Raw genomic sequence first — 23,436 nt, 5'->3', positions numbered from 1 at the left:
GTGCGGACCGCCGTACGGGCACCCGACCGGAGCGGGCCCGGCCCGCTACCGTGCCTTCCGCGCCCCCGTAGCCCAACTGGCAGAGGCAGGCCCCTTAAAAGGGTCCCAGTGTCGGTTCGAACCCGACCGGGGGCACGAGGCCGGCTTACGCGGCCCGGGCCGCGTACAGCGGGTCCGGGTGCGGCAGGTGAGCGGCCGGTGCCTCAGGCCGCGGCGAGAGTCGCCCCTATCTGCACGAGGATGCCGAGGGCGACGGCGAACACCAGGTAGGCGAACCAGCGGCGCAGCCGGACGGTGTCGAGGCGGCTGCCGAGCCGGCCGGCGGTCAGTGCGGTGACGACGGCCGCGGCGGTGAACGTGACGGTGACCGGCACGTCGAGGGGCGCCTCTCCGGCGTGCGCAGCGAAACCGGCGGCGGAGTTGGCCGCGATGATGACCAGCGACGTGCCGATCGCGGTGGTCATGGGCAGGCCGAGCACGATGACCAGCACGGGGATGATCAGGAATCCGCCGCCGACGCCGAGCAGGCCGGTGAGGAACCCGACGACCAGCCCGCCGGCCAGGGTGCGCGGCAGGCAGCGCCGCCAGTTGACCCGGCCGCCGTCGACGGCGCAGGCCGCGCCGGTTGCCGGCTTCTCGGCCAGCATCCGCATGCCGGCGCCGATCATGAGGGCGGCGAACAGGCCGAGGACGACGTCGGCGGGCAGCAGCCGGTTGACCGCGGCGCCGGCGAAGGCGGTGGCCGCGCCGGCCGTGCCGAACAGCAGCGCGATCCGCCAGGCGATCTGGCCGGCGCGTAGGCGGGGCAGTAGTGCGACCAGCGAGGTGCTGCCGACGACCAGCAGGGACGTGGCGACTGCCTGGGGGAGGTCCTGGCCGGCGGCGTAGACGAGGGCGGGGACGGCCAGGATGGAGCCGCCGCCGCCGAGCAGACCGACGAGTGCGCCGACGACCAGCCCGGCGACGACGGCGACGATCACGGACGCAGCGCTTCCCGCGCGTCGTCGAGGGTGACCGGGCGCCCGGCGCGGTTGTACGGCAGCTTCGCCAGCGCCGCACCCATGGCGCACGTGTCGGTGAGTGCGGCGGCGGTCAGGCCGGCGCCGACGCCGCCGGCGAGGAACCGTGCCTTCGGTAAGCGGAGGCTGGCCAGGATGCTGGTCGCGACCAGGCCGCCGGCCACCAGGCGTACCTGGCGTTCCAGACCCCAGCGGGGGCGGCCGTGGCGGACCGGCTGCCCGGCGGCGGTGTGCGCGGCGATGCCGCCGTCGAGGACGGCCAGCTGATGTGCGCCGGCCGCTGTCAGCGCGGCGTGCGCGGTGCGGGCGCGGCCGCCGGCGTGGCAGACGAGCACGACGGACCCGTCCAGGTCGTCGGCCAGCTGGTCGGCGTGGGCCTGCACCAGCGGCAGGGGGATGTTGATCGAGCCGGGGATGTGCGCGGTCTCGTACTCGGCCGGGGTGCGGACGTCGACCAGGGTGGGCGCGGTGTCGGCGGCGAGCCGATCGGTCAGCTCGGCGGGGGTGATCAGGTCGGTCGTGCCGGAGTTCACGGGGTGCGGTGTCCTCTGGATCGGGGGCTGAGGTGGTGCGGGCAGGGTGCAGCCGTCGGCCACCGGGGACGGGGTCTCCCGGTGGCCGACGGAGCGCGAGGTGGGCCGATCAGACGGTGGCGGGCTGGGCATGCAGGCCGGCGGCGGCCGCGCCGGTGTCGGGATCGCCGTAGCCACCGTCGACCAGCACCGGGCGGCGGTCGGCGCGGGCGAGTATCGAGGCGGCGATCGAGGCGCGGTAGCCCGAGCCGCAGTAGACCCACACCTCGCCGTCGGGGACCTCGTCCATCCGGTCGGCCAGGTCGTGGATCGGGATGTGCAGCGAGCCTCGGACCCCGCCACCGGCGCGCTCGTCGTCGCGGCGGGCGTCGAGCACGACCAGCGTCGGGTCCTCGGCCTGCGCAGCGGCAAGGCCGGCGAAGTCGCTGACCGGGTGAGTGGCCAGTTCTCGGCCGTGGGCCAGCGCCTGGGGGCTGCCGATCGCAGCACCCGTGAGCCGGTCGATGCCGATGCGGACCAGCTCGCGGCGGGCTTCGGCGACCTGCTCCGCGGTCTCCCCGATAACGGTGATCGGTGCACCCCACGGGATGAGCCAGCCGACGTAGGTGACGAAGTTCGCGATCGCCAGCTCGAAGTTCAGCGCCCCCGGCAGGTGGCCGGCGGCGAACGCGATGCGGCTGCGCAGGTCGATCACCCATTCGCCGGTCGCCAGCCGGTCGGCGAGCTCGGCGGGGTCGACCGGCCGCGGCATCGACAGGTCCACCGGCGCCGGTCCGGCGGCGTTGCCCGGCCCCATGTGGGCGTACCAGGCCGGGATGGCGGTGAGGCCGGCGACGAGCTGGTCGACGAACGTCTGCTCGTCCTGGGTGAGCGCCGGGTTCACCTGTGCCTGCTCGCCGACGGTGGAGGAGTCCCCGCTGGTCGGGGTGGCCGCGCAGAAGCTGCCGAAGCCGTGGCTGGGGAACACCGGGGTGCCGGCGGGCAGCTCGTCGACCAGGCGGCGGACCGAGTGGTACTGGGCGTGGGTCAGCTCGTCGGTGTGCTCGGGGCCGACCAGGTCAGTGCGGCCGGTTGCGCCGTAGAGCATCGAGCCGCCGGTGAACACCGCCTGCACCGCGCCGTCGGCGTCGGCGAGCACGTAGCTGACGTGGTGGTGGGTGTGTCCGGGGGTGTGCATGACCCGCAGCCGCATGGGGCCGGCGGTGAGCACGTCACCGTCTGCGACCGCCGTCCGTTCGAAGGCGACGGTGTCCCCGGCCGGGACGGCGTAGTCGGCCCCGACTGTGCGCGCCAGCTCCAGCCCGCCACTCAGGTAGTCGTTGTGGAGATGACTCTCGGCCACGAGAGCGATGTCGACGTTCCGCTTCTCGGCCAGGGCGAGCACCCGGTCGATGTCGCGCTGCGGATCGATGACCACGCCGACGCCGTCGGCGCTGACCAGGTAGCTGCGGTCGCCGAGGCCGGTGGTCTCGATGATGTCGATCTGCACGGAAGATCTCCTTATACATTACGGGGTAGGGGTATGCGCGGCCGAAATGAGGCGCGGGGTCAGCGCGTCGTGACCGGCCGGCCGTCGTCGATCCAGGCGGTCATGCCGCCGGCGAGGTTGGCGACGTCGTAGCCCTGGGCGGCCAGGAGCGCCGCGGCCTGCGAGCTGCGGCCGCCGCTGCGGCAGACGGTGATGACCGGTCGGCGTCGGTCGAGCTCGAAGGCGCGGGCGGTCAGCTGGCCCAGCGGGATGTGGGTGCTGCCGGCGATGCGCCCCTCGGCGAGCTCGTCGGCTTCGCGGACGTCGAGCAGGACGGCCTCGGTGCGGTCGGCGGCCTGGGCGGGTGTGAGTGGGGGAATCTGCGGGTTCACGGCGTGCTCCGGGGGTCGGTGGGTCAGGCCAGGCTGAGGAAGAGTCGCTCGAGCTCGCGCAGGTCGACCTCGCGGGTCTCGCCGTCCTCGTTGATCGAGCAGTAGCGCATCCCGGTGGAGATGACCGCGAACCCCGCCTTGCTGAGCGCCTTCGAGGCGGCAGCCAGCTGCGTGACCACGGCCGAGCAGTCCCGGCCGTCCTCGATCATCTTCACGATGCCGCCGATCTGCCCCTCGATCCGGCGGAGGCGCTTGACGACGTCGGTGAGCTCACCCTGAGGGATGTCCATGCACCCATCATGCATACCCCCCGGGGTATGAGCAACCCGGTGCTTCGTGAGGGCCGGCACAGTCGCTGCCCGCGGGCCGTTCGCCGGGGCCTATCCCGTCCTGTTCGCGACGGCCCTGCCCATGCGCGCCAGCGCCTCGGTCAGCACCGTGGGGGAGGTGGCGAAGTTGATGCGCACGTGCCCGGCGCCCCCGGTGCCGAACACGTGGCCCGAGCTCAGCGCCACCCGGGCGTGGTCCAGGAAGAACCGGGCCGGCCCCTCGAGGTCGCTGACGACGGCGGGGCCGCGGCTGGGCGGCTCGGGCGGGAGGCCCAGCGGCCGGCAGTCCAGCCAGGCCAGGTAGGTCCCTTCCGGAATGCGCAGCGTCGTCGTCGGCAGGTGCTCGGCCACCAGCTGCTGCAGCAGTCGCCGGTTCTCGTCGAGGGCTGCGAGCAGCGCGTCCAGCCATCCGCCCCCCTCGCGGAAGGCCGTGGTGTGCGCGATGACGCCGAGGTGGCTGGCCCCGTGGCCCACCTCCTCGGGCAGGCGGGCCAGATCACCGGCCGCCTCCGGCCCGGCTATCACCACGGCCGCCTTGAGACCGGCGAGGTTCCACGCCTTGGATGCCGACACCAGGGCGAAGCCGTCGTCGGTGACGCTGAGGTAGGGCACGAAGCGGGCGCCGGGGAGGACCAGCGGTGCGTGGATCTCGTCGGAGACGACGCGCACGCCGTGCCGCCGGGCGAGTGCGGCGACCGCCTCCAGCTCGGTGCGGGTGTGCACGGCGCCGGTGGGGTTGTGCGGGTTGCTCAGCAGGAACGCCGGACGCGTGCGGCGGGCGCGGGCTCCCGCGAAGGCGGCCTCCAGGGTCTCGAGGTCCAGGCGGCCGTCCGCATCCAGCGGGGCTTCGGCGACCGCGCGGCCCGCGCTCTCGACGAAGGCGTAGAAGGGCGCGTACACCGGCGGGGTCACCACCACGACGTCGCCGGGGTCGGTGATCAGGCGGAGGACCTCGACGACGCCCATCATCACGTCCGGTACGACGGCCGTGCGTGCCGGATCGACGCCGGTCCAGCCCCACCGGTCGGCCGCGAAGGCGGCGATCGCCTCGGGATACTCCTGGCCCGCGTGGTAGCCGGTGTCCCCGGTCTCGACCGCGCGGTGCAGCACCTCCCGGACGGGGGGTGCGAGCCGGACGTCCATCTCGGCCACCCACAGCGGCAGCACGTCGGCCGGGTGGGTGCGCCACTTGCTGCTCGTCCTGCGGCGCAGGTCCTCGAGGGTGACCTGCAGGAACGGGTTGGCCGGTTGCTCCTCGCCCGCGGGGCGGGATGCGTCGGCGGTGATGGGGGCTCCGATCGGTGCTGCCGGTGGGCCGGTGCCAGGACAGCATCGACCAGCCCCGGCGGAGCCCGCTCGGCGAGCGGATCCGGCACGCACCCGCGGGGGTGATCCGGATTGCCCGGAGCTGTGGAACGCTATGGCCGTGTCGGGCGTTGACCTGACCGAGTGGAGTGCGCGATCAGGCTCCACGACCGACGAGTCACCTCGAGGAGATGACGATGGCCAGTAGGAACCCGGCGTTCAGCCGTGGGTTCGGCAACGCGGGCCCCGGCCAGCAGTACGCCGGTTGGGGCAACCAGCCCCAGTACGGCGCCCCCCAGTACGGGGCCCCGCAGTACGGCGCCCCGGCGCCGCAGCAGGACCCGTACGCCGCGCCGTCCCCGTACGGGACGAGCGAGGCCACGCGCTACATGACGATGGACGACGTCGTCCAGAAGACCGGCCTGGCCTTCCTGGTCACCGTCGTCTCGGCGGCGGTCACCTGGGCGGTGCTGCCGCAGGAGCTGGCGTGGGGCCTGGCCATCCCGGCCGTGCTCGTCGCGCTGGTGCTCGGCCTGGTGATCGCCTTCAAGCAGATCGCCAACCCGGTCGCCACGCTGACCTACGGCGGTCTGTACGGCATCGCCCTGGGGGCGATCAGCGAGGCGTTCAACGACCTCTACCCCGGCATCGTGGTGCAGGCGCTGATCGGCACCTTCGGCGTCTTCGCCGGCATGCTGGTCATCTACAAGACCGGTGCCATCCGGGTCACCCCGAAGCTCACCCGCTGGATCGTCGGCGCCCTCATCGGTGTCCTGGTCCTGGTGGTCGTGAACCTGGTCGCCGGCTTCTTCATCGAGGGCGGCCTGGGCCTGCGTGACGGTGGCCCGCTGGCCATCATCTTCAGCCTCGTCGTGATCGGTGTGGCGGCGTTCTCGCTGCTGCTCGACTTCGACATGGCCGACGAGGCCATCCGCCGCGGCGCCCCGGCGAAGTTCGCCTGGTACGTCGCCTTCGGCCTGCTGATCACGGTCATCTGGCTGTACCTCGAGATCCTGCGCCTGCTCTCCTACTTCCAGGACGAGTGAGCCGGTGCCCCGCCGCCGCAGGGCGGCGGGGCGCACACACGACAGCGGCCCGGTCCCCGCGAGGGGGCCGGGCCGCTGTCGTGTGCGCTGCCTTCCCGCCGCGATCATGGCGTCGGGACCAGGTCCCCGGGGGCCGGGGTGGTCACCGCGCCATGATCGCGGCGGAGGGGGCTACCTCAGGACAGGCGCTCGAGCACCATCGCCATGCCCATGCCGCCACCGACGCACATGGTCTCCAGGCCGAACGTCTTGTCCTTGGTCTGGAGCCCGTTGATCAGCGTCCCGGTGATGCGGGCGCCGGTGCTGCCGAACGGGTGCCCGACGGCGATGGCACCACCGTGCACGTTCAGCTTCTCGATCGGGATGTCCAGGTCGCGGTAGCTCGGGATGACCTGCGCGGCGAACGCCTCGTTGATCTCGACGAGGTCGATGTCGTCGATGGTCATGCCGGCCCGCTGCAGGGCCAGGCGCGAGGCGTCGACGGGCCCGTAGCCCATGATCTCCGGCGAGAGCCCGGTGACCGCGGTGGAGACCACGCGGGCCAGCGGGGTGAGGCCGAGCTCGCGAGCCTTGGTGTCGCTCATGACCACCACGGCCGAGGCGCCGTCGTTGAGCGGGCAGGCGTTGCCGGCGGTGACCCGGCCGTCGGGGCGGAACACCGGCTTGAGGCCGGAGATGCCCTCGAGGGTGGTGCCCGGCCGCGGGCCGTCGTCCTTGGTGACGACGGTGCCGTCGGGGAGCGTGATCGGGACGATCTCGCGCTCCCAGAAGCCGTTGTTGATCGACTCCTCGGCGAGGTTCTGGCTGCGGACGGCGAACTCGTCCATCTCCTGGCGGGTGACGCCCTTGAGCAGCGCCAGGTTCTCCGCCGTCTGCCCCATGGCGATGTAGACGTCCGGGACGTCGCCGTTCTCCCGCGGGTCGCTCCAGGAGTCGGCGCCGCTCTCGGCCACCTTGGCCACCCGGGCCTCGGCGTCGGCGAACACCGGGTTCTTGGTGTCGGGGATCGCGTCGCTGTTGCCCTTCACGAACCGGGACACCGTCTCGACACCGGCCGAGATGAAGACGTCGCCCTCGCCGGCCTTGATGGCGTGCATGGCCATGCGGGTGGTCTGCAGCGAGGAGGAGCAGTAGCGGGTGATGGTGGTGCCCGGCAGGTGGTCCATGCCGAGCAGCACGCTCACGACGCGGCCCATGTTGAAGCCCTGCTCGCCGCCGGGGAGGCCGCAGCCCAGCATCAGGTCGTCGATGTCGCGCGGGTCGAGGGCGGGCACCTTGTCGAGCGCGGCCCGGATGACCGCGGCGGCGAGGTCGTCGGGCCGCATGTCCTTGAGCGACCCCTTGAACGCGCGCCCGATCGGCGAGCGCGCGGTCGAGACGATGACGGCTTCTGGCATGGTTCCTCCACGGTGAGGGCGGTCCGGGCGCAGTTCGCCGGACGTCGGTCATCTCGGAAACTACCCCCGCGCCGCGGCCGGATGGACGGGCCGCAGGTCAGGAGGACGCGGGTGTGGCCGGGGTCACCCCGAGCGGCCGGCGAGCGGGCTGCCCTCGTCGTCCCCGGCGTGCTGGGCCTCCTCGGGCGTGGGCATCTCCGTCGGCCGGCGCCGGCGCAGCAGCGCCCACGGGCCCCACGGGCCGGTGTCCGAGCCGCCCACCTCGGCCGGCTGGACCTCGGTCCCGGGACGGTTGACGGCCCGGGCCGCCGCCCGGGCGACGGGACGCGCGGTGTCGCGGCGCAAAGTGCGCAGCCCGCGGTCGGCCCTGGCCGGCCAGACGCCGAGGGCGTCGGCGACCGAGGGGAGCAGCACCGCCGCCGCCGCGGCGTAGCCGGCGGCGCTGGGGTGGAACTCGTCGGCGCTGAACATGCCGGCGTCGGAGGCGAACGCCGGGCCCAGCAGCGAGCCGAGGGAGACCGTGCGGCCCCCGGCCTCGACGACGGCGATCGTCTGCGCCGCGGCCATCTGCCGGCTCCACCGCCGGGCCAGCGTGCGCAGTGGCTGGGCGATCGGGCGGATGGTGCCCAGGTCGGGGCAGGTGCCGACGACGACCTCGCAGCCGGCCGCGGTGAGCCGGCGGACCGCGTCGGTGAGGTGACCGACGGAGACCGACGTCGCCGTCCGCGCCGTCACGTCGTTGGCGCCGATCATGATGACCGCGACCGTGGGGTGCTCGGCCAGCGCGCGGTCGACCTGCTCGTCGAGGTCGGCGGCGCGGGCGCCGGAGCGGGCCAGGCGCACCAGCCGGACGGGGCGCTCGGCGAGCTCGGCCAGCCCGGCGGCGACCAGCACGCCGGGGGTCTCCGCGGCGCGCTGGACACCCAGCCCGACGGCGCTGGAGTCGCCCAGGACCGTGAGCACGATCGGCATGCCGCCGCCCCGGCCGTAGACGCCGTCACCCGACGGCGGGTCCTGCTTGAGGTTGCGGGCCTCGACCTTGCGGCGGGCCGACCGCGCCTCCTCGCGGAGCAGGGCGACCAGGGCGGCTCCGGCCAGACCGACCCCGCCGCCGCCGTAGACGGCACCCGTGGCCAGCCGTCGGGCCGTGTCCGTCCGGGTCATGGTCCCTCCGTCCCTGCTCGGTGCCTGCGTCGTCGGGGCACCACCGACGTTATCGGCCCCTACGGTGCAACCTGTGCCCCCATCCCTCCCTGGTGTGACCGCGTCCCCCGGCTCCGACGAGCGGACGCGGCAGATCGTCGACGTCCTGGTCGAGGCCTTCGGCGACCTCATGGATGCCGACGCCGAGGCCTTCCGCACCAAGTTCCGCAAGATGGCCGCCGACCCGTTCGCCTTCTACCGGGGCAGTGCGCCCCTGTTCTACGCGGACATGGCGACGGCCGAGGACCCCTGGTGTGACGAGAAGACGGCCCGGGTGTGGATCCACGGTGACCTGCACGCCGAGAACTTCGGCACCTACATGGACGCCAACGGCCGCATCGTCTTCGACGTCAACGACTTCGACGAGGCCTACCTGGGGCACGTCAGCTGGGACCTGCGCCGCTTCGTCGCCAGCTTCGCCCTCATGGCGTGGCGGAAGGCGTTCTCCGACGAGGTGATCGGCGAGCTACTCACCGTCTACCTGCACGCCTGGCTCGACCAGGTGGCGGCCTTCACCCGCTCGGACGCCGACCGGGAGTTCGCCCTGGTCGCCGGCAACACCGGCGGCGCGGTGCGGGACCTGATCCGCCGGACGGCGACCCGCACCCGGCTGGGCCTGCTGCAGCGGATGACCGTGGTCGAGGACCACGAGCGCCGCTTCGCAGAATCCCCGCGCAACCGGCGCCTGGGCGACGCCGAGCGCGAGGAGGTGCTCGCGGCGCTGGAGCGGTACAAGGCGACGCTCCCACCCCGGCCGTGGCGGCGGGAGGTCGCCTACGACGTCAAGGACCTCATCGGCACCGGGGGCTTCGGGATCGGCAGCGCGGGGCTGCCGGCCTACAACGTGCTGCTGGAGGGGTACGACCAGGCGCTGGAGAACGACGTCGTCCTGTCGGTGAAGCAGGGCAACGTGCCGGCCCCGAGCCGGGTCGTCGACGACCCGGAGATCCGCGGGTACTTCGAGCACGAAGGCCACCGGACGGCGGTGAGCCGCCGCGCGCTGCAGTCGCACGCCTCCCAGTTCCTGGGCTACACCGACATCCGCGGCACCGGGTTCGTCGTCGCGGAGCTCTCGCCCTACGAGCTGGACCTGGAGTGGGAGGACCTCACCGAGCCCGCCGACATCCGCCCGGTGCTGGAGCAGCTCGGGCGGGCGACGGCGAAGCTGCACTGCGTGGGCGACGCCGACAGCGACCACACCCTCGTCCCGTTCCAGACGGAGGAGGCCATCACCGCCATGCTCGGCGGCCGCCGCGAGGAGTTCGTGGCCGACCTGGTCGCGTTCGCGCACGACTACGCGCACCGGACGCAGGAGGACCACCGGCTGTTCGTCAACGCCTTCCGGGCCGGGCGCATCCCGGGGATCAGCTCCAGCGGCTGAAAGAGGACCCCGCCCCCTGCGGCTCCGTCCGGAGGCTCGCCCCGAGCCTGCGAGGGGTGAGGGGGACGGGGTCCTTCTCGGGGCCGTTCCAGCACGTCACCACCAGCTAGCGGACGCGTCGTCCCCGCCGGGTGCGCAGGTAGTCGGCCACGACGTACTCGCCCAGCCGGTCCGCGTCCGGCTCGAACACCCGCCCCCCCGCGCGCTGGGTCAGGTCGTGCACGAAGTGGACCAGCCCCGGGTCGGGGTCGAGGGCGAAGACGTTCACCGTGGCCCCCGACCGGGCGACGCGCTCCACCTCGGCGACGGTACGGGCGATCGTCTCGGGCATTGGCGGCCAGCAGAAGAACGGCGTCCCGTCGTCCTCCAGGTGGGCGGTCGGCTCGCCGTCGGTGACCACCAGGACCACCGGCTCGGCGTCCCGGTGCCGGGCGAGGAACCGCCGAGCCAGCATGAGCCCGTGCTGCAGGTTGGTGCCCTGCAGGGTGTCGACGGAGAGCTCCGCGAGCGTCTCGGGCCGCAGCACCTGCGCGGTGGAGGAGAAGCCGATGATCTCGATGGCGTCCTGCGGGAACCGGGTGGTCACCAGCGAGTGGAGCGCCATCGCCGTCGACTTCGCCGCCCCCCATGTGCCGCGCAGCGCCATGGAGTAGGAGAGGTCGACCAGGAGGGCGACCGCGGCGCCGGTCCGCCGCTCGGTCTCCACCACCTCGAAGTCCTCGACGGCGATGCGCACCCGGCGCTCGCCGCCGGGGCGGGGGACGCCCGCCGTCCGCAGCACGGCGTTGCGGACCGTGCGGACGACGTCCAGCGGCTGCTCGTCGCCGAAGCGCCAGTCCCGCGAGGCGCCGGTGAGCTCCCCGGCCGCCCCGGCGTCGGCGACGTCGTGCTCCCCGCGGCCGGTGGCGTCGAGCTTCGCGAACACCCGGCGCAGCGCGGTGGCACCCAGCCGGCGGACCGCCTTCGGCGAGAGCTCCAGCGTGCCGCCGGACCGGTTGAGGTAGCCCTGCCGCTCCAGCTCCCGCTCCAGCTGGCGCATCGCGGCCAGGTCGTCGGCGGCCGAGCGGCCCAGCGCGCGCTCCAGCAGCTCCTCGTCGACGTCGGCCAGCGACGCCCCGGCGTACCCCTGCGAGAGCTGGTTGGACAGCGCCTCCAGGTCCGCCAGCTCCGCGACGGCGGTGGTGGCGTCGCCCATCCCGAGCGACTGCTCGCCGTCGGGCACCTGGCCGCGCTGGCCCCACGGCAGGTCGGGGCGGGCCTGGCGCAGCGCGTCGGAGAGGTGGGCCATCTCGCTGGCCAGACCCATGTCCTCCATCGTCTGGGCCATGAGGCCGGCGAGCTCGGCCCGCTGATCGGGGGAGAGCCCGGCCATCATCCGCTGCTGCGCGGCGGCCCGGCGGGCCAGCGAGTCGATCAGCTCCTCGACCGACCCCGGGTTCTCGGGGAAGAACTGGCCGTGCTTCTCCATGAAGTCGGCGAACTGCCGGTCGGTGTCCTCGCCGCGGTTGTGCGCGTCGACCAGCCGGGAGAGGTCGGCGACCATGTCCTTGACCGCCTGCATGTCCTGCTCGGTGGCGTTCTCCAGCGCCTGCTTCATCGACGCGAAGGAGCTGTCGAGCACCTCGCGGCGGAGCAGGTCCTGGATCTGCTCGTAGGCCTGCCGGCCCTCCTCGGAGCGCCAGTCGTAGTCCTTGAGCGCGCGGACGGCGCCGGCGGTGTCCTCGGGCAGCGCGTCCAGCTCGGCCTCCTTGAGCCGGGCCATGTCGTCCGGGTCGGGGAACAGCTCCCGCCGCTCGGCCTGCACGGCGCGGTCGAGCAGCTCCCGCACCTCCTGCAGCGTGCCGTCCATCCGGCCGGCGGTGCGGGCCTGCCGGAGCCGGTCGCGCACCTGCCGGCGCAGTTCGTCGAGGCCGCGCCGGCCCTGGGTGCCGCGGCGCAGCAGCTCCCGCAGCGCCTCCCGGACGCCGCTGCCGTCGAGCACCGAGTCGCCGATCTCGTCGACGGCGTCGCCGAGGTCGTAGGGCGGGGCCAGCGGGTCGGGGCCGCCCCGCCACTCGCCGTACCGGTAGCCGCGGGGGCGGTGCGTGCCCACCTCAGGCCCCGTACACGGTGCGGCCGCCGTCGGTGTCCTTCGCCAGCCGGCGGGTCAGGTGGAGCCCCTCGAGGGCGAACTCCACGGCGGCCGCGGCCTGCTCGGCGGACTGGTCGCCCTCGGGAACCCCCAGCCGGCCGAGCAGCTCGGCCAGGCGGGGCACGGTCCCCAGCTGCCCCAGCAGGGCCGGGGCCGGGACGAGGTCGCCGGACTCGACGGTCTCCCCACCGGTGAAGTGCTCCTGCAGGCCGGTGAGGTCCAGACCCGCGCAGCGCGCGCGGAAGGTCTGGGCGGTGGCCTGGCGCAGCAGGTGCTCGAGGATCTCGAGCTCGCGGTCGTCGTCCGGGTCGCTGCCCGCGTCGGCGAACTCGACCTTGCCGCGGCTGGCCGGGACGATGCTCGGCAGGTCGACGACCCGCGCCACCGGCCGGGTCTCCCCGGCGACGGCGGCCCGGCGGACGGCGGAGGCCGCGACCGTCTCCAGCCCGGCGATGGCGAACCGCGCGCTGACGCCGGAGCGCTGGTCGACGTGGCTGGACTCGCGGACCAGCCGGGTGAACCGCGCGACGATCTCGACCAGGTGCGCCGGGACGACGGGCCGGGCGAGGTGGTCCGCGCCGAACGCCGTCGGCCAGCTGACCTCGGCCTCCTGCTCGAGCAGCCGGATCTCGTCGGCGAGCTCGACCGGGTAGTGGGTGCGCACCTCGGCGCCGAAGCGGTCCTTCAGCGGGGTGATGATCCGGCCGCGGTTCGTGTAGTCCTCGGGGTTGGCGCTGGCGACGAGCAGCAGGTCCAGCGGCAGCCGGACGCGGTAGCCGCGGATCTGGATGTCGCGCTCCTCCAGCACGTTGAGCAGCGCGACCTGGATGCGCTCGGCGAGGTCGGGCAGCTCGTTGACGCTGAAGATGCCGCGGTTGGTGCGGGGGACGAGGCCGTAGTGCACGGTCTCGGGGTCTCCCAGCGTGCGGCCCTCGGCGACCTTGATCGGGTCGACGTCGCCGATGAGGTCGCCGACGCTGGTGTCCGGCGTCGCCAGCTTCTCGCCGAACCGCTCGCTGCGGTGCAGCCAGCCGACCGGGGTCGCGTCCCCGTGCTCGGCGATCTGCCGGTGCGCCCACACGCTGATCGGGTGCAGCGGGTGCTCGTTCAACTCGCTGCCGACCAGCACCGGGGTCCACTCGTCGAGCAGGCCGACGAGTGTGCGGATCAGCCGGGTCTTGCCCTGGCCCCGCTCACCCAGCAGGACGAGGTCGTGCCCGGCGATGAGGGCCCGCTCCACCTCGGGCAGGACGGTGTCCTCGAAGCCGACCATGCCGGGCAGGGAGGGCTCCCCGGCGGCCAGGCGGGCGAGCAGGTTGGCGCGGATCTCGGCCTTGACGGGACGGGCGGTGACGCCGGTCGCCCGGAGCTCGCCGAGGGTCGTGGGTGCGGGGGAGGGGGATGCCGGTGCGGGGGTGTCCGTCACCTCAGCCACGGTACGACGCCGAGTCCATTTGTCGTCCTCCGGACGACACCGTGGCCAGTTGCCGTCCCGACTTTCGCGGAGCCGCTCCGTCACGCCTGCGCGGCCCCCTCCGCCGTGACCTCGCCGAGTCCTGGCACTGCGATGATCTCGCCCATGTCGGTCCCCCTGGTCACCGCTGCCGACGTCGCGGCGGCGGCGGAGTTGCTCGCCGGCGTCGTCCGCCGCACCCCGCTGGAGCACTCGCGCGGCCTGGCCGACCTGGTGGGCGGCCCGGTCTGGCTGAAGTGCGAGAACCTCCAGCGCACCGGCTCGTTCAAGATCCGGGGCGCCTACACCCGGATCGCGCGGCTCACCGACGAGGAGCGGGCCCGCGGCGTCGTCGCAGCCAGCGCGGGCAACCACGCCCAGGGGGTGGCGCTGGCCGCCCGGCTGCTCGGCGCGCGGGCGACGGTGTACATGCCCGAGAGCGCGCCGCTGCCCAAGGTGGCGGCCACCCGGGCCTACGGCGCCCACATCGAGATGCTCGGGCAGTCGCTGGCCGAGCCGCTGCTGGCCGCCGCCCAGCACGCCGAGCGCACCGGCGCGGTCTTCATCCACCCCTTCGACCACCCGGACGTGATCGCCGGGCAGGGCACCGTCGGGCTCGAGGTCCTCGAGGAGTGCCCCGAGGCCGCGACCGTGCTGGTCTGCGCCGGCGGCGGCGGGCTGGTCTCCGGCATCGCGGCCGTGGTCAAGGAGCGCCGCCCCGACGTCCGGGTGGTGGCCGTGCAGGCCGAGGAGGCCGCCGCCTTTCCGGGCTCGCTGGCCGCCGGCCGGCCGGTCGAGCTGGAGAGCATGTCGACGATGGCCGACGGGATCGCCGTCCCCCGCCCCACCGACCTGACCTTCGCCCACGTGAAGGGCCTGGTCGACGAGGTGTGCACGGTCAGCGAGGAGGACCTGTCGCGGGCCCTGCTGTTCTGCCTGGAGCGCGCGAAGATGGTCGTCGAGCCGGCCGGGGTGGCCGCGGTCGCCGCCGTGCTGGCCGACCCGCGGGCCTTCGAGCCGCCGCTGGTCGCCGTCGTCTCCGGCGGCAACATCGACCCGGTGCTGCTGCTCAAGGTCGTGCAGCACGGCATGGCGGCGGCCGGCCGGTACCTCTCGCTGCGGCTGCGCGTCCCCGACCGTCCGGGGTCGCTGGCCGCCGTCCTGGCCGAGCTCGCGGCGGCCGGCGCCAACGTGCAGGAGGTCGAGCACGAGCGGACCTCGACGCGGCTGGGCATCGGCGAGGTGGAGGTCTTCGTCGTCGTCGAGACCCGCGGGCCGGTGCACGCCGGCGAGGTCATCGCGGCCCTGCGCGGGGCCGGGTACGCCGTCACGCCGGAGTAGCCGCCGGCCGGACCGATGAGTCCGGCGGCCGATCGCGGTCTCAGCCCTGTCCCGCACCTCGCGGGGCGGGGACGGAGGGCGTGCGCGTGTACGCGACGGAGAAGAGCGGCGGGGAAGTGTCGGTGGGCGGGCCTAGCGTCCGTGGCATGACCGACGCGATCGTGGTCGAGGGGCTGGTCAAGCGCTTCGGCGCCACCACCGCGCTCGACGGGGTGGACCTCACCGTGGCCGAGGGGTCGGTGCTCGGGCTGCTGGGCCCGAACGGCGCGGGCAAGACGACGGTGGTGCGCATCCTGACCACCCTGCTCGAGGCCGACGCGGGCCGGGTGCAGGTGGTGGGCCTCGACGTGGTCCGGGACGCCGACCGGGTGCGGGCCGCGATCGGGCTCACCGGCCAGTACGCGGCGGTCGACGAGTACCTCACCGGGTTCGAGAACCTGGAGATGGTGGGCCGGTTGTACCGGCTCGGCCGCGCCGAGTCGCGGAGGCGGGCCGGTGAGCTGCTGGAGCGGTTCGACCTCGCCGGCGCGGCCAACCGGCCGGCGAAGACCTACTCCGGCGGCATGCGCCGCCGGCTGGACATCGCGGCCTCGCTGATCGCCCGGCCGCGGGTCCTCTTCCTCGACGAGCCGACGACCGGGCTGGACCCGCGCAGCCGGCTGGCCATGTGGGAGTTCATCGCCGACCTCGCCGACGGCGGTACGACGATCCTGCTCACCACGCAGTACCTGGAGGAGGCCGACCGCCTGGCCGACCGGATGGTCGTCATCGACCGCGGGCGGGTCATCGCCCGCGGCACGTCCGACGAGCTCAAGGCACAGGTGGGCGGTCAGCGGCTGGAGTTCACGGTCACCGACGCCGCCGTGCTGCCCGGCATGGTGGAGCGGCTGCGCCCCCTCGCCGTCGACGCCCCGGTCGTCGACGCGCAGGCCCGGCGGCTGTCGCTGCCGGTCAGCGGCGGCGCGGAGGTCCTCGCCGAGGCGCTCCGCCGGCTGGACGGCGCGACGGCGCAGATCTTCGACGTCGGCCTCCGCAGGCCCGACCTGGACGACGTCTTCCTCGCCCTCACCGGCCGCGCGGCCGAGGAGGTCGCCACCGACGACGACCCGACGGTCGAGCCGGCCACGACCGGAGGTGCCCGATGAGCAGCATGGCCGCGACGCTGTCCGACAGCGTGGTCATCACCAAGCGCAACCTGATCAAGGTCAAGCGGGTGCCCGACCTGATCGTGTTCGCGACGCTCTCGCCGATCATGTTCGTGCTGCTGTTCCGCTACGTCTTCGGCGGCGCGATCCAGTTGCCGCCGGGCACGAGCTACGGGGAGTTCCTGCTGCCCGGCATCTTCGCCCAGACGATCGTGCTGGGGAGCACGACCACGGGCGCGAGCCTGGCGGAGGACCTGCAGAAGGGGCTCATCGACCGGTTCCGGTCGCTGCCCATGTCGCGGTCCGCGGTGCTGATCGGCCGCACGGTGGCCGACGCCGGGCTGAACGTCATCTCGATCACGGTGATGGCCCTGACCGGCCTGGTGGTCGGCTGGCGGATCAACTCCTCCGTGGGGGAGGCGGTCCTCGGTTTCTTGGTGCTGCTGCTGTTCGCCTACGCCATCTCCTGGCTCATGGCGATGGTCGGGCTGCTCGTCCGGACGCCGGAGGTGGTGAACAACGCCAGCTTCATCGTCATCTTCCCGCTGACCTTCGTGGCCAACACCTTCGTGCCGCTGGAGACCTTCCCCGCCGTGCTGCGCACCTTCGCGGAGTGGAACCCGGTGTCGGCGGTGGTCCAGGCCGCGCGCGACCTGTTCGGCAACACCTCGCCGCTCGCGCCGTCGCCGGACGCCTGGTCGCTGCAGAACCCGGTCCTCTACACGCTGATCTGGGTGGCGCTCATCCTGGCGGTCTTCGTGCCGCTGTCGGTGCGCGCCTACCGCCACGCCGCCGGCCGTTGACGCAGCCGCTGGTTCGGCCCGCGTCTGCCTGGTCGCGCCGAGTGGGGCCCGGAGGGCTCCGCGCAGGTGCGACGGAACGGCTCAGCGCCGGTCGGGGACGGCACCTGGCCGCGGTGCGATCCGGAGGATCGCGTTCGACGCCGCGGTGCGATCCGGAGGATCGCGATGTAATGGCGAGCGATGAGCGCCGAGCCCACCCCCGCCCTGTCCGTCGACAACGCGCTCGCCGCGCCGTCCGAGCTGCCGTTCCGGCTGCCCCCGTTCGCCGACCTGACCCTCGAGCACTGCCGGGAGGGGCTGCTGGTGGGGATGGCCGAGCAGCGCCGGGAGGTGGACGCGCTGCTGGCCTCGGCCGAGGAGCCGACCTTCGAGAACACCGTCGTGGCCCTGGAGTGCTCCGGGGCGCTGCTGGACCGTGCCTGGTCGGTGTTCGGCAACCTCTCCTCCTCGGTCGCGACGCCCCGGCTGCGGGAGATCGAGCGGGAGATCGCCCCGCTCGCCGCTGCCCACGACGACGCGCTCCGGCTGGATCCGGCGCTCTTCGCCCGCATCGACGCCGTGCACGGCGCGCGGGAGACCGCCGGCCTCGATGCGGAGTCGGTACGGCTCGTGGAGCGGTACCACCTCGACTTCGTGCTCGCCGGTGCCCGCCTGGACGAGGCGGGCCGGGCGCGGCTCGGGGAGCTCAACCAGCAGCTCTCCGGGCTGTCGACGACGTTCGGGCAGAACCTGCAGCTGGCCACCGAGGCGGCGGCGGTACGGGTGGCGGACGCCGCCGAGCTCGACGGGCTGAGCGAGGAGGAGGTCGCCGCCGCGGCGCGTGCGGCCACCGATCGCGGCCTCGACGGCTACCTGCTGACCCTCGTGCTGCCGACCGGTCAGCCGGTCCTGGCCAAGCTGCGGAACCGGGAGCTGCGGCGCCGGGTGTTCGAGGCCTCGGTCGGCCGGGCGTCGGCGGGCGAGCACGACAACCGGCCGGTCGCCGAGCGCATCGCCCGGCTGCGCGCCGAGCGGGCCCGGCTGCTCGGCTTCGACACCCACGCCGACCTGGTGCTCGCCGACTCCACCGCGCGCACCACCGCGGCGGTCGACGGGATGCTCGCCTCCATGGTCCCGGCGTCGGTGGCCAACGCCGGGGCCGAGGCCGAGGTGCTGCGCGAGCTGGCCGGTCGTGACGGGGTCGAGCTCGCCGCCTGGGACTGGGCGTTCTACAGCGAGCGGGTGCGCGCCGAGCGGTACGCCGTCGACACCACCGCGCTGCGGCCGTGGTTCGAGCTGGACCGGGTGCTGGTCGACGGCGTCTTCCGGGCGGCCGAGCTGTTGTACGGGTACCGCTTCAGCCCGCGGCCGGACCTCGCCGGCTACCACCCCGACGTCCGCGTCTGGGAGGTCAGCGACGCCGAGGGCGCGGAGGTGGGGCTCTACCTGGGTGACTTCTTCGCCCGCGAGGGCAAGCGCGGCGGGGCGTGGATGAGCTCCTTCGTGCGCCAGTCTCGGCTGCTGGGCACCCGCCCGGTCGTCGTCAACAACCTCAACATCACCCGGGCGCCGACCGGCCGCCCGACGCTGCTGACCCTGGACGAGGTCAACACGCTCTTCCACGAGTTCGGCCACGCCCTGCACGGGTTGAGCTCGGCCGTCACCTACCCGCGCTTCGCCGGCACCGCGGTGCCGCGGGACTTCGTCGAGTTCCCCAGCCAGGTCAACGAGATGTGGGCGCTCTGGCCCGAGGTGCTCGCCCACTACGCCCGGCACGTGGACACCGGCGAGCCGCTGCCGGCGTCGGTCGTCGAGGCGATCGACGCCGCCCGGCTGTGGGGCGAGGGCTTCGCGACCCTCGAATACCTGGCCGCCACACTCCTGGACCAGGCCTGGCACCGCCTCACCCCGGAGACCGAGGTGGGTGATCCGGTCGAGTTCGAGCAGGCCGCCCTGGCGGCGGCCGGCGTCTCATCGGCGCTCGTGCCCCCGCGCTACCGGACCACCTACTTCCAGCACGTCTTCGCCGGCGGTTACTCGGCCGGCTACTACTCCTACATCTGGTCGGAGGTCCTCGACGCCGACACGGTCGAGTGGTTCAAGGAGAACGGTGGCCTGCGCCGGGAGAACGGCGACGCCTTCCGGCAGCGGCTGCTCGCGGTCGGCGGCTCGGTGGACCCGCTGGACGCGTTCCGCGCCGTCCGGGGCCGGGACGCCGACCCGGCGCCGCTGCTGCGCCGGCGCGGGCTGGCCCCGGTGGGCTGATCGCTGTGCGCGGGACGGCCGCGCGCCCGGCGCCGTCGTCCACGACGTCGTGCCGGGCCGTGGTCTGCGCCAGACTGCTGCCGCCGGGGCCCCGGCCCGTCCCTGGAGGTACCCGATGGAGCTCTTCCCGCCGATCCCCTACGCCGGGTGGTCGGACACCCTGGCGACGGTGCACCGGTTCGCCCAGGTGGTCGGCCGGGTCCGGCTGCTGGCGAGCCCGCGGCGCAACCACTGGTGGCACGTCCCTTTCCACCTCGCCGGCCGCGGGATCACGACGCGGCCGATGGGGCTCGACCCGACATTCACCGTCGACCTCGACCTGCTCGACCACCGCGTCGACGTCACCACGGTCGAGGGGCGGCGGGCATCCTTCGGCATGGCCGGGCGCTCGGTGGCGTCCTTCCACCGGGAGCTGCAGGACGCCCTCGCCGCCGTCGGGGTGCGCGGCGTCGACATCGCCGAGGCCCGTCCGTTCGACCTGCCCGACTCCGACCGGCCCTTCGCCCAGGACACCGAGCACGCGAGCTACGACCCGGCCGCGGTGACCCGGTACTGGCAGGTCCTCGGCCAGGTGAACCTCGTCCTCGAGGAGTTCGCCGGCCGGTTCTCCGGCAAGACCAGCCCGGTCCACCACTTCTGGCACACGTTCGACATCGCCGTCACCCGGTTCTCCGACCGCGTCGTCACACCGGCCGACGGCGCCGACCCGGTCACCCGGGAGGCGTACTCCCGCGAGGTGGTCAGCTCCGGGTTCTGGTTCGGCGACCCGACCTTCCCCGAGCCGGCGTTCTACTCCTACACCGCGCCGGAGCCCGCCGGGCTGGCCGAGGCCGAGCTGCCCGGGGGCGCGTACTGGCTCGAGCGCAACGGCAGCCACCTGGCCGTGCTGCCCTACGCCGCCGCGCGCTCGGCCGACGACCCGAAGGCGGCGGTGCTGGCGTTCCTCGAGGCGGCGTACCGGTCCGGCGCGACCCGCGCGGGGTGGGACGTCGAGGGCCTCGCCTGCCGGAACGGGATCACCGACCCCCTCCTCGCCGGCTGAACGCTCACAGCCAGGGCAGCGACAGGACCAGGTCCAGGTCGTCGGGGGCCGCACCGTCGCGCACGAGGCGGTTGGGCTGGCGGTGGCCGCACGCCGTGCAGCGGTGCACCACCTGCCAGCCCTTGCCAGACTTCTCCACCAGCCCGATGGGCTCCATGGGTTGCCGGCACTCGCTCGCGCGGTCGCCGGGCAGGTCGTCGACGTGCAGCGACCACAGGCAGTACGGGCAGTGGTTGCGGTAGTGCCCGTCGGTGTTGGCCGGCACCGGCGCGCTGCAGTGCACGCACGGGAAGCCGGTGTTCTCCGCCCGCCGGGAGCGGGCGCGCGGCGTGCTCACCGGTCGGTCAGGGGACGAACGGCTCGACCGCGACGACCTCGACGGTGATGTCCTTGCCGTTCGGCGTCTGGTACGTCACCGAGGTGCCGGGCGCCGCGCCCATGATCGCCGAGCCGAGCGCCGACTCGGGGGAGTAGACGGTGAGCTCCGTGGTGCCGGCGATCTCCCGCGAGCCCAGCAGGAACTTCTCGGTGTCGTCGTCGCCGGCGAAGCGGATGGTGATGACCGTGCCCAGGGCGGCGTTCGTGGCCGTCTTGGGGGCGTCCCCGACGCGGGCCTTGCGCAGCAGGTCGGTGAGCTGGCGGATCCGGCCCTCCTGCTTGCCCTGCTCCTCCTTGGCGGCGTGGTAGCCGCCGTTCTCCTTGAGGTCGCCCTCCTCGCGGCGGGCGTTGATCTCGGCGGACATCGCCGGGCGGTTCGCCACCAGCTGGTCGAGCTCGGCCTTGAGCCGGTCGTGGGCCTCCTGGGTCAGCCAGATGCCCTGGTCCTGCTCGTCAGTGGGGGTGGACACGTGAGGTACTCCTGAAAAACTCGGGAGGCCGCCCCCGTGTGGGAGCGGCCGCTGGTCGAACGGCCAAGCTAACACCGCGGCGCGGGCCGGTGCACCGCTGCGGCGGTCGTGGCTGGTGCGGAACGGTAACCGACCGGGGCGTGACCGACGACACGTTCCGCCCGGACGGGTGGCTGACCTGCGAGTCGTCGGCCACATCCGGTGGGCGTCCGCCACCACCGCCGCCGGGCGAGGGACACTGTGCGCGTGACCGAACCCGACCAGTTGCGGCTGCTCGCCGTGCACGCCCACCCGGACGACGAGTCGAGCAAGGGCGCCGCCACGATGGCGAAGTACGTCGCCGAGGGCGTCCGCGTGATGGTGGCGACGGCCACCGGTGGCGAACGCGGCTCGGTGCTCAACCCGGCGCTGGACCGGCCCGAGGTGTGGGAGCGGCTCCCGCAGATCCGGGTCGAGGAGATGGCGCGGGCCCGCGAGATCCTCGGGATCGAGCAGGAGTTCCTGGGCTTCGTCGACTCCGGGCTGCCCGAGGGCGACCCGCTGCCCCCGCTGCCCGACGGCTGCTTCGCCCTCGTGCCGGTGGAGGAGGCCGCGGCCCCGCTGGTCGCGCTCATCCGGCGGTTCAAGCCGCAGGTGATGACCACCTACGACGAGCGCGGCGGCTACCCGCACCCCGACCACATCAAGACCCACGAGATCTCGGTGCACGCCTTCGAGGCCGCCGGCGACCCCGACCGCTACCCCGAGCTGGGCGAGCCCTGGCAGGTGAGCAAGCTCTACTACCACATGAGCTTCACCCTGCCGCGCACGAAGGCGCTGCACGAGGCCATCGTGGCGACCGGCTCGGAGTCCCCGTACGCCGAGTGGCTGGCGAAGTGGGACCCGGCGCACGACATCTCCCACCGGGTCACCACCCGCGTCCCGTGCGGTGAGTACTTCCCGGTGCGCGACGCGGCGCTGATCGCGCACGCCACCCAGATCGACCCGCTGGGCCGCTGGTTCGCGTGCCCGGTGGAGACCCAGCAGCAGGTGTGGCCCACCGAGGACTACGAACTGGCCCGCTCGCTGGTCGACACGCCCACCCCGGAGGACGATCTGTTCGCCGGTATCCGCAGCGAGGTGACCGCCCGATGACCGCGATGACCCTGAGCGTGCTCGCCGCCGCCCAGCAGCAGGCTCCCCAGGACGTCGGCAAGGCCGGCCCGTTCGGTCTGTTGCTGCTGGTGCTGCTGCTGATCGCGTCGGCCCTGCTGGTGAAGTCGATGACCGGCCACCTCAAGCGCCTGCCGCGCAGCTTCGACGAGGCCGACCGCGTCGTCGTCCCCGACTCGCCCGCCGGGCTGGACGAGGACCGCGAGCCGGGGCAGGAGCTCCTGGACACGCTGCGCCGCGCGCCGCTGGCGATCGAGCCGCCCCGGCGCGAGGACGGCGACCCGCGCTGACCCGTCGGCCCGTCCGGGGTGGTGGAACGTGCACCCCGGACGGGCCGTTGACGCAGGATGTGACCCCCGCCCTGCGCCGGCTGCTCCTGGCGGCCCTCGCCGTCCTCGTCCTGGCCGGCTGCGGCCCTCCGGCGTCCCCCGGCACCGAGGTGCGCGCGGCGGAGGAGGTGTTCGTCGAGGCGCCGGTCGTGGTTCCCGACCCGTCCGGCACGTCGGCGACCCTGGAGGTGTCGACGACGCTCGACATGGCCTGCGCGGTGGTGTTCGGGCGTGACGAGTCGCTCGGCGACGGGATCGCCACGGACACCGACATGGGCGGTGGCGCCCACGCCGACCACCGGGCGGTCATGCGCGGCCTCGAGCCCGGCACCGAGTACTTCTACCGGGTCCAGGGCTCCGGCGCCGACGGCAACCTCTACCGCAGCGAGCTGATGGGCTTCCGGACGCCGTCCGCGGAGGTCGCCGCCGCGCCCGGCGCGAACGCCGCCCTCGGCGCCGAGGTCGTGGACGTGAGCTCCGAGTTCTCCGAGGCCTTCGCCGCGGCCAACGCCGTCGACGGCGACCTCGGCACCGAGTGGTCCAGCGAGGGCGACGGCGACGACGCCTCCCTCGCTGGACCTGGGACGGCCGGTCGACGTCGTGGGGCTGGCCCTGCGCAGTCGCTCGATGAGCGACGGCACCGCGGTCGTCGAGACGTTCACCGTCACCGTCGACGACGGGCGCACCTACGGGCCCTTCGAGGCAGGCACCGCCGTCGTCGTGAACGAGACCGCCTTCACCGGGCAGGTCCTCCGGATCGACGCCGGGACGACCAGCGGGGGCAACACCGGTGCGGCGGAGATCGAGGTCTACGAGGCTCCCTGACGCGCACGCGCGGACGCCCCGGCCCCCGCGAAGGGGACCGGGGCGTCCGG

General features: G+C 73.8%; 22 protein-coding genes and 1 tRNA gene. 11 read left to right on the top strand and 12 right to left on the bottom strand.

Going from position 1 to position 23,436, the window contains the following annotated elements; genetic code table 11:
• Nucleotides 1-61: 61 nt before the first annotated feature.
• Nucleotides 62-135, top strand: a tRNA-Leu gene (locus tag ACI794_RS04960).
• A gap of 68 nt (nucleotides 136-203) precedes the next feature.
• Here ACI794_RS04960 and ACI794_RS04955 read toward each other — a convergent pair.
• From ACI794_RS04955 to ACI794_RS04930, 6 genes are all read right to left on the bottom strand, one after another.
• Nucleotides 204-980, bottom strand: coding sequence for a sulfite exporter TauE/SafE family protein (locus tag ACI794_RS04955; RefSeq protein ID WP_456615782.1), 777 nt, complete (start codon nucleotides 978-980; stop codon nucleotides 204-206).
• Nucleotides 977-1,552: a rhodanese-like domain-containing protein gene (locus ACI794_RS04950; RefSeq protein WP_456615781.1), complete on the bottom strand. Its 576-nt coding sequence runs from the start codon at nucleotides 1,550-1,552 to the stop codon at nucleotides 977-979. Before ACI794_RS04950 ends, ACI794_RS04955 begins: the two co-directional genes overlap by 4 nt.
• Nucleotides 1,553-1,661: 109 nt before the next feature.
• On the bottom strand, nucleotides 1,662-3,041 hold the full coding sequence (locus ACI794_RS04945) for an MBL fold metallo-hydrolase (RefSeq protein WP_456615780.1): 1,380 nt from the start codon (nucleotides 3,039-3,041) through the stop codon (nucleotides 1,662-1,664).
• Between the two features lie 59 nt (nucleotides 3,042-3,100).
• Nucleotides 3,101-3,412 carry a rhodanese-like domain-containing protein gene (locus tag ACI794_RS04940; protein WP_456615779.1) on the bottom strand — a complete coding sequence of 104 codons (312 nt, stop codon included), beginning with the start codon at nucleotides 3,410-3,412 and terminating at the stop codon, nucleotides 3,101-3,103.
• A 23-nt stretch (nucleotides 3,413-3,435) separates the two neighbouring features.
• Entirely contained in the window at nucleotides 3,436-3,702 is a 267-nt protein-coding gene (locus ACI794_RS04935; RefSeq protein ID WP_456615778.1) for a metal-sensitive transcriptional regulator, read from the bottom strand.
• A gap of 90 nt (nucleotides 3,703-3,792) precedes the next feature.
• Complete coding sequence (locus tag ACI794_RS04930; protein ID WP_456615777.1) at nucleotides 3,793-4,908, bottom strand: MalY/PatB family protein; 1,116 nt, start codon at nucleotides 4,906-4,908, stop codon at nucleotides 3,793-3,795.
• Between the two features lie 335 nt (nucleotides 4,909-5,243).
• Between ACI794_RS04930 and ACI794_RS04925 the strand changes: the two genes are divergently transcribed.
• Nucleotides 5,244-6,092, top strand: coding sequence for a Bax inhibitor-1/YccA family membrane protein (locus ACI794_RS04925; RefSeq protein WP_456600972.1), 849 nt, complete (start codon nucleotides 5,244-5,246; stop codon nucleotides 6,090-6,092).
• A 176-nt stretch (nucleotides 6,093-6,268) separates the two neighbouring features.
• Here ACI794_RS04925 and ACI794_RS04920 read toward each other — a convergent pair whose 3' ends face one another.
• Both ACI794_RS04920 and ACI794_RS04915 read right to left on the bottom strand, forming a co-directional pair.
• The gene (locus tag ACI794_RS04920) at nucleotides 6,269-7,489 is read right to left on the bottom strand and encodes an acetyl-CoA C-acetyltransferase (RefSeq protein ID WP_456615776.1); all 1,221 of its coding nucleotides are present in this window, start codon (nucleotides 7,487-7,489) and stop codon (nucleotides 6,269-6,271) included.
• Between the two features lie 123 nt (nucleotides 7,490-7,612).
• The gene (locus tag ACI794_RS04915; RefSeq protein WP_456600970.1) at nucleotides 7,613-8,653 is read right to left on the bottom strand and encodes an SGNH/GDSL hydrolase family protein; all 1,041 of its coding nucleotides are present in this window, start codon (nucleotides 8,651-8,653) and stop codon (nucleotides 7,613-7,615) included.
• A gap of 94 nt (nucleotides 8,654-8,747) precedes the next feature.
• Between ACI794_RS04915 and ACI794_RS04910 the strand changes: the two genes are divergently transcribed.
• Nucleotides 8,748-10,073 (top strand): DUF2252 domain-containing protein, encoded by a 1,326-nt coding sequence (locus tag ACI794_RS04910; protein WP_456600969.1) that lies wholly within the window; start codon nucleotides 8,748-8,750, stop codon nucleotides 10,071-10,073.
• Nucleotides 10,074-10,179: 106 nt separating this feature from the next.
• Here the strand turns inward: ACI794_RS04910 and ACI794_RS04905 are convergent, their stop codons facing one another.
• Complete coding sequence (locus ACI794_RS04905; RefSeq protein ID WP_456615775.1) at nucleotides 10,180-12,165, bottom strand: VWA domain-containing protein; 1,986 nt, start codon at nucleotides 12,163-12,165, stop codon at nucleotides 10,180-10,182.
• A 1-nt stretch (nucleotide 12,166) separates the two neighbouring features.
• Entirely contained in the window at nucleotides 12,167-13,630 is a 1,464-nt protein-coding gene (locus ACI794_RS04900; protein WP_456600967.1) for a sigma 54-interacting transcriptional regulator, read from the bottom strand.
• 153 nt (nucleotides 13,631-13,783) lie between these two features.
• Between ACI794_RS04900 and ilvA the strand changes: the two genes are divergently transcribed.
• The 5 genes from ilvA (at nucleotide 13,784) to ACI794_RS04875 (ending at nucleotide 20,232) form a co-directional block, all read left to right on the top strand.
• Nucleotides 13,784-14,998 (top strand): threonine ammonia-lyase, encoded by a 1,215-nt coding sequence (gene ilvA, locus ACI794_RS04895; RefSeq protein WP_456600966.1) that lies wholly within the window; start codon nucleotides 13,784-13,786, stop codon nucleotides 14,996-14,998.
• Nucleotides 14,999-15,144: 146 nt separating this feature from the next.
• A complete protein-coding gene (locus ACI794_RS04890) occupies nucleotides 15,145-16,143 on the top strand; it encodes an ATP-binding cassette domain-containing protein (protein WP_456600965.1) in 999 nt (332 codons plus the stop codon).
• Nucleotides 16,140-16,946: an ABC transporter permease gene (locus ACI794_RS04885; protein WP_456615774.1), complete on the top strand. Its 807-nt coding sequence runs from the start codon at nucleotides 16,140-16,142 to the stop codon at nucleotides 16,944-16,946. The genes ACI794_RS04890 and ACI794_RS04885 overlap by 4 nt, the downstream gene beginning before the upstream one ends.
• A 180-nt stretch (nucleotides 16,947-17,126) precedes the next feature.
• The gene (locus tag ACI794_RS04880) at nucleotides 17,127-19,190 is read left to right on the top strand and encodes a M3 family metallopeptidase (protein WP_456600963.1); all 2,064 of its coding nucleotides are present in this window, start codon (nucleotides 17,127-17,129) and stop codon (nucleotides 19,188-19,190) included.
• 115 nt (nucleotides 19,191-19,305) lie between these two features.
• A complete protein-coding gene (locus tag ACI794_RS04875; RefSeq protein WP_456600962.1) occupies nucleotides 19,306-20,232 on the top strand; it encodes a DUF5996 family protein in 927 nt (308 codons plus the stop codon).
• Nucleotides 20,233-20,236: 4 nt separating this feature from the next.
• On the opposite strand, the gene ACI794_RS04870 is transcribed toward ACI794_RS04875, so the two are convergent.
• Nucleotides 20,237-20,569, bottom strand: a complete 333-nt coding sequence (locus ACI794_RS04870; protein WP_456579358.1) for an RNHCP domain-containing protein — start codon at nucleotides 20,567-20,569, stop codon at nucleotides 20,237-20,239.
• Nucleotides 20,570-20,576: 7 nt separating this feature from the next.
• The gene (gene greA / locus ACI794_RS04865; protein ID WP_456579357.1) at nucleotides 20,577-21,080 is read right to left on the bottom strand and encodes a transcription elongation factor GreA; all 504 of its coding nucleotides are present in this window, start codon (nucleotides 21,078-21,080) and stop codon (nucleotides 20,577-20,579) included.
• Nucleotides 21,081-21,326: 246 nt separating this feature from the next.
• Here greA and mca point away from each other — a divergent pair, with 246 nt between their 5' ends.
• From mca to ACI794_RS04850, 3 genes are all read left to right on the top strand, one after another.
• Nucleotides 21,327-22,214 carry a mycothiol conjugate amidase Mca gene (gene mca, locus ACI794_RS04860; RefSeq protein ID WP_456600961.1) on the top strand — a complete coding sequence of 296 codons (888 nt, stop codon included), beginning with the start codon at nucleotides 21,327-21,329 and terminating at the stop codon, nucleotides 22,212-22,214.
• On the top strand, nucleotides 22,211-22,522 hold the full coding sequence (locus ACI794_RS04855) for a hypothetical protein (RefSeq protein WP_456615773.1): 312 nt from the start codon (nucleotides 22,211-22,213) through the stop codon (nucleotides 22,520-22,522). The genes mca and ACI794_RS04855 overlap by 4 nt, the downstream gene beginning before the upstream one ends.
• Nucleotides 22,523-23,188: 666 nt before the next feature.
• Nucleotides 23,189-23,386 (top strand): hypothetical protein, encoded by a 198-nt coding sequence (locus tag ACI794_RS04850; protein ID WP_456615772.1) that lies wholly within the window; start codon nucleotides 23,189-23,191, stop codon nucleotides 23,384-23,386.
• Nucleotides 23,387-23,436 lie beyond the last annotated feature (50 nt).

It is taken from the genome of Blastococcus sp. SYSU DS0541 (genome assembly GCF_054050875.1).
Note: the sequence above shows the minus strand (reverse complement) of the source record. Positions and strands in the feature narration are given on the sequence as shown.

Excerpts from the sequence above, each read along its gene's own strand:
- ACI794_RS04935 (WP_456615778.1), bottom strand. The coding sequence starts at position 3,702 with ATGGACATCCCTCAGGGTGAGCTCACCGACGTCGTCAAGCGCCTCCGC.
- ACI794_RS04925 (WP_456600972.1), top strand. The coding sequence starts at position 5,244 with ATGGCCAGTAGGAACCCGGCGTTCAGCCGTGGGTTCGGCAACGCGGGC.
- ACI794_RS04920 (WP_456615776.1), bottom strand. The coding sequence starts at position 7,489 with ATGCCAGAAGCCGTCATCGTCTCGACCGCGCGCTCGCCGATCGGGCGC.
- ACI794_RS04915 (WP_456600970.1), bottom strand. The coding sequence starts at position 8,653 with ATGACCCGGACGGACACGGCCCGACGGCTGGCCACGGGTGCCGTCTAC.
- ilvA (WP_456600966.1), top strand. The coding sequence starts at position 13,784 with ATGTCGGTCCCCCTGGTCACCGCTGCCGACGTCGCGGCGGCGGCGGAG.
- ACI794_RS04890 (WP_456600965.1), top strand. The coding sequence starts at position 15,145 with ATGACCGACGCGATCGTGGTCGAGGGGCTGGTCAAGCGCTTCGGCGCC.
- ACI794_RS04885 (WP_456615774.1), top strand. The coding sequence starts at position 16,140 with ATGAGCAGCATGGCCGCGACGCTGTCCGACAGCGTGGTCATCACCAAG.
- ACI794_RS04880 (WP_456600963.1), top strand. The coding sequence starts at position 17,127 with ATGAGCGCCGAGCCCACCCCCGCCCTGTCCGTCGACAACGCGCTCGCC.
- ACI794_RS04875 (WP_456600962.1), top strand. The coding sequence starts at position 19,306 with ATGGAGCTCTTCCCGCCGATCCCCTACGCCGGGTGGTCGGACACCCTG.
- ACI794_RS04855 (WP_456615773.1), top strand. The coding sequence starts at position 22,211 with ATGACCGCGATGACCCTGAGCGTGCTCGCCGCCGCCCAGCAGCAGGCT.
- ACI794_RS04850 (WP_456615772.1), top strand. The coding sequence starts at position 23,189 with ATGAGCGACGGCACCGCGGTCGTCGAGACGTTCACCGTCACCGTCGAC.